Below are 11,423 nucleotides of genomic sequence, written 5' to 3' on the forward strand. Positions count from 1 at the left end.
TATGCCTGAGGCCTACGTCATCGACGCCGTGCGCACCGCGGTCGGCAAGCGCAATGGCGCCCTGGCCGGAATACATCCCGTCGACCTCGGCGCGCTGGGATGGCGCGGCCTGCTCGATCGCGTCGACGTGGACCCCGCCGCCGTCGACGACGTGATCGCCGGTTGCGTCGACGCCATCGGGGGACAGGCCGGCAACATCGCCCGTCTCTCGTGGCTGGCCGCCGGTTATCCCGAAGAGGTTCCCGGCGTCACCGTGGATCGGCAGTGCGGTTCCAGCCAGCAGGCCATTTCCTTTGGCGCGCAGGCGATTATGTCCGGCACGGCTGACCTCATCGTGGCCGGCGGCGTGCAGAACATGAGCCAGGTCCCGATCTCGTCGGCGATGACCGTCGGCGAGCAGTTCGGCTTCACCTCGCCGACCAACGAGTCCAAGCAGTGGCTGCACCGCTACGGCGACCAGGAGATCTCGCAGTTCCGCGGCTCGGAGCTGATCGCCGAGAAGTGGAACCTGTCGCGCGAAGAGATGGAGCGCTACTCGCTGACCAGCCACGAGCGCGCCTTCGCGGCGATCCGCGGCGGACACTTCGACGACGAAATCATCACCGTCGAAACCGAATCCGGTCCGTTCCGGGTCGACGAGGGCCCGCGCGAGTCGTCGCTGGAGAAGATGGCCGGGCTCAAGACGCTCGTCGAGGGTGGACGCCTGACGGCCGCGATGGCCAGCCAGATCTCCGACGGCGCCAGCGCGGTGCTGCTCGCCTCCGAGCAGGCCGTCAAGGACCATGGGCTGACCCCGCGCGCCAGGATTCATCACATCAGCGCCCGCGCCGCGGACCCGGTGTTCATGCTCACCGGGCCCATCCCGGCGACGCGCTACGCCCTGGACAAGACCGGGTTGTCCATCGACGACATCGCCACCGTCGAGATCAACGAGGCCTTCGCGCCGGTGGTTTTGGCCTGGCTCAAGGAGATCAAGGCCGACCCGGAGAAGGTCAACCCCAACGGCGGCGCGATCGCGCTCGGTCATCCCCTGGGCGCCACCGGCGCCAAGCTGTTCACCACCATGCTCAACGAGCTCGAGCGCGTCGGCGGCCGCTACGGGTTGCAGACGATGTGCGAGGGCGGCGGCACCGCCAACGTCACCATCATCGAGCGCCTGTAGCCCTCTTCATCGCCGAGTGTGAAATCCACCCCGCCGCAACGGCGTGTCGCGTCGTGGATTTCACACTCGCGGCGTTGTCGGTCGGCCTTGGCAGCATCGGGGCATGACGGAGCTGTTTCTGGGCAGTGAGGCCCTGGCCGCCAAGGCCATTCCGGAGCGCGCGATGCGCGCCCTCTACCGGCCGGTGTACCCGGGCGTCTACAGCTCCGCGGGCGTCGGGCTGACCGCGGTGGAGCGGGCGCAAGCGGCCTGGCTGTGGTCGCGCCGCGAGGCGATCGTTGCGGGCAACTCCGCGGCGGCGCTTCTCGGGGCCAAGTGGGTGGATCCCGCACTCGGCGCCGACCTGATTCACGACAACCGCCATCCGCCGCCCGGCATCGCGGTGCACACCGAAACGTTGCTCCCCGGTGAGGTGGTCCACGTCGACGGTATGCGCGTAACGAGCCCGGCGCGAACGGCTTTCGACATCGGGCGGTGGACGCCGTCACGCCTGCGTGCGGTCCAGCGACTCGATGCCCTAGCGAACGCCACCGATGTCAAGTCCACCGACGTCGAAGCCGTGATGGCCGAACATCGCGGCGCGCGTGGTCTGGCCCGGCTCCGCACTGTCCTTCCGCTCGTCGACGGCGGCGCCGAATCACCGCAGGAGACGCGAACCCGGCTCGCGTTGATCGAGGCGCGATTGCCGAGACCGCAAACGCAGATCCTGGTGCTCGATGACTACGGCGACTTCGTCGCGCGCATCGATATGGGCTACCGGGAGCTGCTCGTCGGCGTCGAGTACGACGGACCGCAACATTGGACTGATCCGGCGCAGCGCGACCGGGACATCGACCGGCAGGTTGCGTTGGCCGACTTGGGTTGGACGATCATCCGGGTCAGTAGTGACTTGCTGCGATACCGGCAGGGCACGTTCGTCGCCCGGGTTGCCGCGGCGATGCGAGCCGCGGGATGGCGTCCATGACCGCCGAAAGTGAAATCCACGACGCCGCACCGGCGTGTCGCGTCGTGGAATTCACACTCGCGGTAAGTGGGGGCGTCGCTTAGGCGGCCAGGACCAGAGCGATGCCGCCGAGGGCCAGCAGCCAGCTGGTGAAGCTGCCCACCAAGAAGTACTCGGTCACCTCGTCGATGCCGACCCCGCCGTTGCGGGTCTTTTGGGCGCTCAGCTCCGGAAAGCGGATGATGCCCTTGGCGGCGACGACGGCGCTGGCCGCGGCCACCTGCCCGCCGACGCCGAGGCTCAGGATCAGCAGGCGCTCCATCGGGCCCAGCAGCCGGCCGCCCTTGAGCCGGTCCGACGGCTGCGGCTCGCCGGCCGGACGCACCGCCCCCACGGAGCCAAGCACCAGGCGCACCAACTGATTTGCGGTGGCGAACTGAACCAGCACCACGCCGCCGATCATCAGCAGCCGGGTCGGTGTGACGTCGTGGAGCGGCAGCCGCACCCAGGCCGACCACCGCGCGACGACGCCCGCGACCGGCGACGACCACCCGGACAATCCGGCCAGCGCCGCCAGCGCGACCCCGAACACGGCCAGCGGGGCCGCTTGCTGTTGGCCGCTGCGCTCGCTGCGCCGGCACAGCCATTCCCAGGCGACCACCGCGGCGGCGGCCAGCGCGAGCAAGGGGACGTCCCCCCGGTGCCACAGGGCGCCCAGCGTCGCGCACGCCACGACCACGATCGGCCCGGTCACCAGGGGCGGCCACGCGGCGCGGACCGCCCGCCGGCACAGGTCGGCGATCCCGGCCGCCACCAGGAAGACCGCCACCGCGCTCACGGCAGGCTCCGAAGGTATTGGCCGGCAAGGACAATCAGATCCAGGCCGTCGCGCGCCGCCCGCTGGGACACCGCCGACGGGCTGATGCCCTCGGCCGCGGCGAGCTCCTTTTTGGTCCGGCCCGTCATCAACCCCCTCACGATCCGCAACGATCTCTCATCGAGCGATCCAAGCAGATGGTCCCGACAAATCAGTGCGGCGTTGACCGCGGCGACGTCGCCGCGGGCGTCGCCGTCGGCCCGGAATGTCGTGCGCACCAGCGTGAGTCCGGGCTGCCGCTGGGCTTCGGCGGTCCGCTGGATGGCCTCGCGGGCGGTCCACCAGCCCGGGCCGTCCTGGATGCCCGCGTCGGCGTCGAGGACGGTGACCGCGCCCCAGCCGATGCCGAACCGGACGTCGATCTCGGGCCCGACGGCCAGCCGCAGCGTCACGGCGGCGTCGATCGCGGCGCCGACGGTGGGGTAGCTGCCCTGGAACTCGTCGCCGACCGTGAACGCCGGGGCGTCGATCGCGCCCTCGGCGACCAACCGCAGGGCGCCCGCGACGACGCGGTGCAACTCTGTGCGGTCGGCGGCGCGGCGGGAACCGACGACGTCGCCGATGAGCGTCGCCCGCGGTGAAGAAATGCGCTTCACCCGAGGCATTTGAAGATAATAGCTTAATTCCAGAGAAGTTTAGCTATCACCTTCACTATGGTTCGACTACGCGCCCTCTACCAGCGCAGACGCGGCCCGCAGGTGCTCGACCGCATCCCGGACGATCGACTCGATGAGCTCGGCGCACGACGGTAGGTCGTCGAGGATGCCGGCCACCTGCCCGGAAGCCAGCACGCCGGCCTCGGTGTTGCCCTCCACCAGCCCCGCCTTGAGCAGCATCGGGGTGTTGGCCGCCATCACCACCTGGGACCAGGTCAGCTCCTTGCCGTGGCGCATCGCCAGGCCGTCGCGGACCATCGAGCGCCAGGTCATCTGGGACATGTTCTTGAACTTCGCCGCGTTGCGCACCGCGGCCGCGAAACCCCGCACCGGGGAGCCGCTTTCCAGCTTCTCCACCAGCCCGGTGCGTAGCACCCGGTGCGGCATGCCGTCGACGCGCGTGGTGACGACCGTCCCGTCCAGCGCGGCCTCCAGGTAGCGCCGCTTGACCGCATCGGGCACGGTGGAGTCCGAGGTGAGCAGGAACCGGGTGCCCATCGCCACGCCGGCCGCACCATAGGACAGCGCCGCGGCGAGCCCCCGGCCGTCGAAGAATCCGCCCGCCGCGATCACCGGGATCCCCGTCCCCTGAACGGCGTCCAGCACCGACGGCAGCAACAGCGTGGTCGCGACGGGCCCGGTGTGGCCGCCGCCCTCGCCGCCCTGCACGATCATCGCGTCGGCGCCCCAGCCCGCGACCTTGCGCGCGTGTTTGGCCGCGCCGATCGACGGGATCACCACCGCCCCAGCATCTTTCAGCCGGGCGATCAGCTCCTGCTTGGGCGCCAGGGCGAACGACGCCACCTTGACGCCCTCGCGGATCATCAGCTCGACGCGGTCGCCGGCGTCGGCGGCGTCGGCGCGGATGTTCACGCCGAACGGCTTGTCGGTCGCGGCCTTGACCTTGCCGATGGCGGCCGCCAACTCGTCGAGGGTCATCGTCGCCGACGCCAGGATGCCGAGGCCGCCCGCGTTGGCCGTGGCCGACACCAGCCGGGCGCCGGCCACCCACCCCATCCCGGTCTGCACCACCGGATGCTCGACGCCGACCAGCTCGGTCAGCGGCGTGCGCAGCCTCATCAACGGATCTCTCTGTCGCGCAGCGCCTTCGGGTCGATGACGGCACGGATCAGGCGCAGCTCGTCGTCGGTGGGCAGCCTTGTTTCCTCGGCCCCGTCGAGGCCATGCACCTCGAACGACGTGGCCTCGCGAACCTCGTCGGGCTGCACGCCCGGGTGCAGGGACACCGCCCGCATCGTCCTGTCCGGCCCGCCGAAGTCGAACACCCCGAGGTTGGACACCACCCGGTAGGTGTTGGCGAACCGGAATGCCGGGTTGTCGGCGTCCACCTTGTCCCAGCCGATGCCGCAGACCACGTCGACCACCTCGCAGAACACCCGCTTGGAGTGGTTGCCGACCCAGTAGCTGGTGGCGTGGTTGATCGCGTTGCCGGGCGCGCCCCGCAGGCCGAACATCTGCCGGGTCGGGTGCTGCAGCGGGCCGAACGCCGAGATGTTCTGATTGCCGAAGCGGTCAACCTGATTGGCGCCCATCACCACGTGGCGCCGGCCCCACGCCAGGGTCTCGAAGACGCGCCCGAACGGCATCCACCCCTCGATCGCGCCGGCCTTGCCCAGCGCCGGGGTGTCGGCCAGCAGCTGCGCCTCGCCGTCGGTCAACAGGATGTCGGGGGAGAAGGTCAACCGCGCCAGCCGGGCGCCGACCGAGGCCATGTTGGTCATCGGGCTGACCATGATTTCGCCGGCGTCCCTGAACAACTCGGCGCACGCGACCGCGCAGATCTCGGCTCGGGTGCTGGTCACTTCGCCGCCTCCTCACCAAAGGCGCGCACCGCGGCCTGGTAGTCGTCTTCGCCGCCGGAAAGGTAGGTCTGGACGAACTTCTGCCAGCCCTCGTCGGTGGAGGCGGCCTCGGCGTAGTGGCGCTGGAACTTCTCGTCGCGGCCGTAATCCGGTGCGGCGGTGGTGAAGTGGGCGCCGCCGGGCGCCTCCACGACCGCGTCGACCATCATCCGGTTCACCAGCAGCGCCTGCGGCGGCACGGCCTTGACCAGCTCCTCGGTCGGCACGACGCGTTCCACCGAAAGGTAGCGCTTGTCGGCGGCCATCAGGAAGAGGTCGTCGAAGTAGGGGTCGATGCCGGTGTAAGCGGCATTGCCCTGGCTGTCACCGAGATTGAGGTGCACGAACGCGGCGTCCAGGCGCAGGGCGGGCATGGCGAGCAGCGTCTCGTACCCCCCGTCGGTGGGGTAGGGCGAAGTCACTGTTCGCAATTCGCCCTCCCAGAAGTCGGGGACCGCGCTGCCCAGTCCGGCGCGGATCGGCAGGAACGGCAGGCGTTGGGCCGCGGCCTGCAGGCCGCAGCGCAGCATGCCCTCGTCCATTTCGCGGGCCTCGATGGCTCCGCTGGTGCGGGCCTTGGCGAACCACGGGTCGTAGAAGGGCGGGGAATCCAGCGACACGAACCCGTAGTAGACGCGCTTGACCTTGCCCGCCGAGCAGAGCAGTCCCAAATCGGGTCCGCCGTAGGTGACCACGGTCAGGTCGGTGATGTCGGTGCGCAGCATGGCGCGCACGAAGGCCATCGGCTTGCGCCGGGAGCCCCAGCCGCCGATGCCGATCGTCATGCCGCTGCGCAACCCGGCGACGGCCTCGTCGAGGGTGGTTCGTTTGTCGCTCATGGCTTCTTCACAAACGCGTCGCGGTGCTCGTCGGACACCCCGGCGAGGTTGAGCTCGAACGTAAAGCCTTGTTCCATGCGGTAACTCGAGTTGACCCGCTGGACGTCGATCAAGTTGAGGGCCTCCTTGGCGGCGCGGATGACGCGGGTGTCCTTGGCGGCGATGTCGCGGGCCACCCGCAAGGCGGCCTCGTCCAACTGATCCCGCGGCACCACCTCGTGCACCGAGCCGAAGTGGTGCAGGGTGGCGGCGTCGACGGTGGCGGCGGTGAAGAACAGCCGGCGCATCAGGTGCTGGGGCACCAGCCGCGACAGGTGCGTCGCCGCGCCGAGGGCGCCGCGTTCGACCTCGGGCAGGCCGAACGTGGCGTCGTCGGAGGCCACGATCACGTCCGAGTTGCCGACCAGACCGATGCCGCCGCCGACGCAGAATCCGTTCACCGCCGCGATCACCGGCACCGCGCATTCGTACACCGCGCGGAACGCGGCGAAGCAGCCGCGGTTGGCGTCGATGAGGGCGGTGAATCCCTCGGTGCGCTGCATCTCCTTGATGTCCACCCCGGCGTTGAAGCCACGGCCCTCGGCGCGCAGGATCACCGCGTGGGTCTGGGGGTCATTGCCGGCGGCGGTGATCGCGTCGGCCAGCTCGAACCAGCCGCGCGACGGGATGGCGTTGACGGGCGGGTAGTCGACGGTGACCGCGACGATGCCCGGTTCGGTGGTGGTGGATGTGATGGTCAACGTGCACGTCCTCGGAACAATAGGGTCGGCTACCTAAGCAAGCACTTGCTTGGTACGCTAGCACAGTGACTCCGCCCGAAGCAGGCTCGCCCCTTTCGGAAGGCATCAATCTAAGGCTGGCCGGTCGGGTGGTTCTGGTCACCGGCGGCGTGCGGGGCGTGGGCGCCGGCATCAGCTCGGTTTTCGCCGGGCAGGGGGCCACCGTCATTACCTGCGCGCGGCGGCCGGTCGACGGCCTGCCGTATGAGTTTCACTCGTGCGACGTGCGCGACGACGACGCCGTCAAGGCGATGGTCGACTCGATCGCCGACAAGCACGGCGGGCTCGACGTCGTCGTGAACAACGCCGGAGGCTCGCCGTATGTGCTGACCGCGGAGTCCAGCGCAAAGTTCAATCGCAAGATCATCGAGCTCAACCTGCTTGGCGCGCTGTCGGTTTCACAGCACGCGAACGAGCGAATGCAGAGCCAACCCCGGGGCGGGTCGGTCGTCAACATCTGCAGCCTGTCCGGCCGCCGGCCGTCGCCGGGCACCGGGGCCTACGGGGCGGCCAAGGCCGGCCTGGAAAGCCTCACGCAGACCCTGGCCGTCGAGTGGGGGCCGAAGGTCCGGGTGAACGCGTGCGTGGTCGGCATGGTGGAGACCGAACAGTCCGAACTGTTCTACGGCGACGCGGAGTCGATCGCCGCGATCTCCAAGAACGTGCCGCTGGGCCGGCTGGCCAAGCCCGAGGATGTCGGTTGGGCCGCAGCGTTTTTGGCCTCGGACATGGCGTCCTACATCAGCGGCGCCACGCTGGAGGTGCACGGGGGCGGCGAGCCGCCGCATTACCTGTCCACCACCAACGCCAGCGCGATCAAGTAGAGGAGAAACAAACTATGGGAGTGGTTGACGGCCGCGTCGTCATCGTCACCGGAGCGGGCGGCGGCATCGGCCGCGCGCATGCGCTGGCCTTCGCGGCCGAGGGCGCGCGCGTGGTGGTCAACGACATCGGGGTGGGCCTGGACGGCTCGCCCGCCGGCGGCGGCAGCGCCGCGCAGGGCGTCGTCGACGAGATCACCGCGGCCGGTGGGGAAGCCGTCGCCAACGGATCCAACATCGCCGACTGGAACCAGGCGGCCGGCCTGATCCAGTCCGCCGTCGAAACCTTCGGCGGCCTCGACGTTTTGGTGAACAACGCCGGCATCGTCCGCGACCGGATGATGGCCAACACCAGCGAGGAGGAGTTCGACGCCGTCATCGCCGTGCACCTCAAGGGGCATTTCGCCACGATGCGCCACGCCGCGTCGTACTGGCGCGGACTCTCCAAGGAGGGCAAGACGGTCGACGCGCGGATCATCAACACCAGCTCGGGCGCGGGCCTGCAGGGCAGCGTCGGGCAGGGCAACTACAGCGCCGCCAAGGCCGGCATCGCGGCGATGACCCTCGTCGGCGCCGCCGAGATGGGCCGCTACGGCGTGACCGTCAACGCCATCGCGCCGTCGGCACGCACCCGCATGACCGAGACCGTCTTCGCCGAGATGATGGCGACGCAGGACCAGGATTTCGACGCGATGGCCCCGGAGAACGTGTCGCCGCTGGTCGTCTGGCTGGGCAGCGCCGAATCGCGCGACGTCACCGGGAAGGTGTTCGAGGTGGAGGGCGGCAAGATCCGCGTCGCCGAGGGCTGGGCGCACGGCCCGCAGATCGACAAGGGCGCGCGGTGGGATCCCGCCGAGCTCGGGCCCGTCGTCGCCGACCTGCTGGCCAAGGCGCGCCCCCCTATCCCGGTCTACGGCGCGTAACCCGTTGCGCTGACTCTGCGTTCACGGTGCAAAAGTGCGAGTGAATCGCGCCCTGGACGCAGAATCAACGTGGCTCGCACACCACCAGGGGAATCAACCGGTCCGAGGCTTCGCGATAGTTCCGGTAGCGCGGATACATGTCAATTAGCCGGGGCCAGTAGCGGTCACGCTCTTCTGGCGTGGCGTCGCGGGCCCGCAACTGCCGCACCTCATCTTTGATTTGCACCCGCACCTCGGGATTCTCCTTGAGGTTGAGGTACCACAGCGGGTTCTCCTCGCGCCCGCCGAAGGACGCCGGCAGGATCACCCGATCGGCGTCGCGCAGGTACAGCGTCGCGGTGGTTCGCGGCTCGTTCGACTTGCGCCCGGTCGTGGTCACCAGCGCGGCCGGGAAGCGCAGCAGCTTGGCGCCGATTCGGCCGTTGGTGCGCCGGTACACCCAGATATGCGCGCGCGCAAAGTATTTGAGCAGCAGCGCGATCAGTCGGGAGTTGCGAATCCGGTTCACGGATCACAGATGATGACCGGGATCACCCGATCGGTCCAGGACTGGTAGTCGTCGAACGACGGATACATCGCCACCAGCTTCGGCCAGTACTCCTCGCGCTCCTCGGCGGTGGCGTCGCGCGCCCGCAACTGCAGCACCTCGTCCTTGATCTGCACGGTGACTTTGGGGTCCGCCTTGAGGTTGAGATACCACAGCGGGTGCTTGTCGCGGCCGCCCTGCGATGCCACCAGGATCACGCGCTCGCCTTCGCGCATATACAGCAGCGGGCTCACGCGCGGCTGTCCGGACTTGCGACCGGTCGTGGTGAGCAGCGCGACCGGGCTCTTCTGAAAGGTGCCGCCCCACTTGCCCTTGCTGGCGCGGTACATCCAGGCGTTGCCCCGGGACATCCACTTGATGATGAAGCCGGTCACGGGCGAGTTCAAATTTTTGGGCTTGTCCATTGACGTCCTAGCGCTGGATGAATGGTCGAAAGCGAACTCTAATGTGGTGGATTTCGGCCTTCCCGCTCGGGCTTTCGGCGGGGATCAGGAACGTCTCGGTGACCCGCGCCGCGAGCCGCCGGGCACCGAGCGCCGCCTTGGTCACCACGGTGTACGCCGCATGCACCTCGTCGCCGGCGATGCGGTAGTCCGGGGGCGTCGTGTCCGCGATGACCCGGTACTGCGGGCCGCGATTGAGGCTGCGGCGCAGGTGATTTCCCGAAAACCCGTTCTTGATGCCCTGCTCGACGCGGGTGCATCCGGCCGCGAAGGGGACGGCGTCGCCGTCGCGGCTGACCAGCGCATCGATGTATGCCTGCGCCGCGGCGATCCGGCTCTGTTCGGAAACGACCACTACGGGTCAGATGCGCTCGATGATGGTGCCGGTGGACAGGGCGCCGCCCGCGCACATGGTGATCAGCGCGGTGGTCTGGTCGGAGCGCTCGAGCTCGTGCAGCGCGGTGGTGATCAGCCGGCTGCCGGTGGACCCCACCGGGTGCCCCAGCGCGATCGCGCCGCCGTTGACGTTGACCCGCGCCATGTCGGGCTCGTGGACGCGCGCCCAGGACAGCACCACCGACGCGAAGGCCTCGTTGATCTCGGTGAGGTCGATGTCGCCGATCTTCATGCCGGCCTTTTCCAGCACCTTGGCCGTCGACTGCACCGGCCCGTCCAGGTGGTAGTAGGGCTCGGCGCCCACCAGCGCCTGGCTGACGATCCGCGCCCGCGGCCGCAGCCCGAGCGCCTTGGCCTTGTCCTCGTCCATCCACAGCACGGCGGCCGCGCCGTCGGAGATCTGCGACGACGTGCCCGCGGTGTGGATGCCGCCCTCGAGGACCGGCTTGAGCTGGCTCAGTCCCTCCATCGTCGTGTCGCGCAGGCCCTGGTCACGCGAGACCATGTGACGGTCGCGGGTGGGCTGCTTCTGCTCGTCGAGGACCGGCGCCTCGATCGGCGAGATCTCCCGGTCGAACCGGCCCTCGTCCCACGCGCGCTTGGCCCGGGCCTGCGACTCGAACCCGAACGCGTCGATGTCTTCGCGGGTGATGCCGCGGCGCTTGGCGATCCGCTCGGCCGCGGTGAACTGGTCGGGCAGGTCGATGTCCCACGACTCGGGCCGCAGGATGCTGCGGTCCGGGCCGGCGTTGGCGCCCAGGCCGACGCGGCTCATGGCCTCGATGCCGCACGCGATGCCGATGTCGATGGCGCCGGCCGCGATCAGGCCGGCGACGACGCCGTTGGCCTGCTGGCCGCTGCCGCACTGGCAGTCCACCGTCATGGCGCCGACGTGTTCCGGCAGGCCCGCGACGAGCCAGCTCACCCGGGTGATGTTGTTCGACTGCTCGCCGTACTGCGTGACGCAGCCGCCGACGACCTGTTCGACGTCGCCGGCGTCGATGCCGGCCTTGTCGACCAGTGCCTTCTGCACCGCGCCGAGCAGCTCGGTGGCGTGCAGTCCGGACAGCCATCCGTTGCGTTTGCCGATCGGGCTGCGGGTGGCTTCAACGATTACCGGGTTACCCATGGGGCCAGGCTAGAACACGTTTCATTACTATGACAAGCGACGATGC

At 69.3% G+C, this 11,423-nt stretch carries 14 protein-coding genes; 4 read left to right on the forward strand and 10 right to left on the reverse strand.

Annotation, left to right across the window (positions count from 1 at the left end):
* The first annotated feature begins 1 nt into the window (after position 1).
* Positions 2–1,162: a steroid 3-ketoacyl-CoA thiolase FadA6 gene (gene fadA6, locus AC5Y4Z_RS08270; protein WP_499962476.1), complete on the forward strand. Its 1,161-nt coding sequence runs from the start codon at positions 2–4 to the stop codon at positions 1,160–1,162.
* Between the two features lie 103 nt (positions 1,163–1,265).
* A complete protein-coding gene (locus AC5Y4Z_RS08275; protein ID WP_499962478.1) occupies positions 1,266–2,126 on the forward strand; it encodes a type IV toxin-antitoxin system AbiEi family antitoxin in 861 nt (286 codons plus the stop codon).
* A gap of 79 nt (positions 2,127–2,205) precedes the next feature.
* Here the strand turns inward: AC5Y4Z_RS08275 and AC5Y4Z_RS08280 are convergent, their stop codons facing one another.
* From AC5Y4Z_RS08280 to echA20, 6 genes are read right to left on the reverse strand one after another with little or no spacing between them, the layout of a single operon-like run.
* Positions 2,206–2,943 (reverse strand): hypothetical protein, encoded by a 738-nt coding sequence (locus AC5Y4Z_RS08280; RefSeq protein WP_499962480.1) that lies wholly within the window; start codon positions 2,941–2,943, stop codon positions 2,206–2,208.
* A complete protein-coding gene (locus AC5Y4Z_RS08285) occupies positions 2,940–3,587 on the reverse strand; it encodes a SatD family protein (RefSeq protein ID WP_499962482.1) in 648 nt (215 codons plus the stop codon). The genes AC5Y4Z_RS08280 and AC5Y4Z_RS08285 overlap by 4 nt, the downstream gene beginning before the upstream one ends.
* 57 nt (positions 3,588–3,644) lie before the next feature.
* Positions 3,645–4,718, reverse strand: coding sequence for a (3aS,4S,5R,7aS)-5-hydroxy-7a-methyl-1-oxo-octahydro-1H-indene-4-carboxyl-CoA dehydrogenase (gene ipdC, locus AC5Y4Z_RS08290; protein ID WP_499962484.1), 1,074 nt, complete (start codon positions 4,716–4,718; stop codon positions 3,645–3,647).
* Positions 4,718–5,461, reverse strand: a complete 744-nt coding sequence (gene ipdB / locus AC5Y4Z_RS08295) for a cholesterol ring-cleaving hydrolase subunit IpdB (protein ID WP_499962486.1) — start codon at positions 5,459–5,461, stop codon at positions 4,718–4,720. Before ipdB ends, ipdC begins: the two co-directional genes overlap by 1 nt.
* The gene (ipdA, locus tag AC5Y4Z_RS08300) at positions 5,458–6,339 is read right to left on the reverse strand and encodes a cholesterol ring-cleaving hydrolase subunit IpdA (RefSeq protein WP_499962488.1); all 882 of its coding nucleotides are present in this window, start codon (positions 6,337–6,339) and stop codon (positions 5,458–5,460) included. Before ipdA ends, ipdB begins: the two co-directional genes overlap by 4 nt.
* Positions 6,336–7,079, reverse strand: coding sequence for a (7aS)-7a-methyl-1,5-dioxo-2,3,5,6,7,7a-hexahydro-1H-indene-carboxyl-CoA hydrolase (gene echA20, locus AC5Y4Z_RS08305; RefSeq protein WP_499962490.1), 744 nt, complete (start codon positions 7,077–7,079; stop codon positions 6,336–6,338). The genes ipdA and echA20 overlap by 4 nt, the downstream gene beginning before the upstream one ends.
* Positions 7,080–7,183: 104 nt before the next feature.
* Here echA20 and AC5Y4Z_RS08310 point away from each other — a divergent pair, with 104 nt between their 5' ends.
* Positions 7,184–7,942: an SDR family oxidoreductase gene (locus AC5Y4Z_RS08310; RefSeq protein ID WP_499963286.1), complete on the forward strand. Its 759-nt coding sequence runs from the start codon at positions 7,184–7,186 to the stop codon at positions 7,940–7,942.
* A gap of 14 nt (positions 7,943–7,956) precedes the next feature.
* The gene (locus tag AC5Y4Z_RS08315; protein ID WP_499962492.1) at positions 7,957–8,862 is read left to right on the forward strand and encodes an SDR family oxidoreductase; all 906 of its coding nucleotides are present in this window, start codon (positions 7,957–7,959) and stop codon (positions 8,860–8,862) included.
* A 64-nt stretch (positions 8,863–8,926) separates the two neighbouring features.
* On the opposite strand, the gene AC5Y4Z_RS08320 is transcribed toward AC5Y4Z_RS08315, so the two are convergent.
* The 4 genes from AC5Y4Z_RS08320 to AC5Y4Z_RS08335 are packed head-to-tail and all read right to left on the reverse strand — an operon-like array spanning position 8,927 to position 11,377.
* Positions 8,927–9,370 carry a nitroreductase family deazaflavin-dependent oxidoreductase gene (locus AC5Y4Z_RS08320; protein WP_499962494.1) on the reverse strand — a complete coding sequence of 148 codons (444 nt, stop codon included), beginning with the start codon at positions 9,368–9,370 and terminating at the stop codon, positions 8,927–8,929.
* Positions 9,367–9,813, reverse strand: a complete 447-nt coding sequence (locus AC5Y4Z_RS08325; protein ID WP_499962496.1) for a nitroreductase family deazaflavin-dependent oxidoreductase — start codon at positions 9,811–9,813, stop codon at positions 9,367–9,369. The genes AC5Y4Z_RS08320 and AC5Y4Z_RS08325 overlap by 4 nt, the downstream gene beginning before the upstream one ends.
* A gap of 7 nt (positions 9,814–9,820) precedes the next feature.
* Positions 9,821–10,207: a DUF8021 domain-containing protein gene (locus tag AC5Y4Z_RS08330; protein WP_499962498.1), complete on the reverse strand. Its 387-nt coding sequence runs from the start codon at positions 10,205–10,207 to the stop codon at positions 9,821–9,823.
* 6 nt (positions 10,208–10,213) lie between these two features.
* The gene (locus tag AC5Y4Z_RS08335; protein ID WP_499962500.1) at positions 10,214–11,377 is read right to left on the reverse strand and encodes a steroid 3-ketoacyl-CoA thiolase; all 1,164 of its coding nucleotides are present in this window, start codon (positions 11,375–11,377) and stop codon (positions 10,214–10,216) included.
* Positions 11,378–11,423: the final 46 nt, after the last annotated feature.

This window comes from Mycobacterium sp. NGS63, from assembly GCF_059812295.1.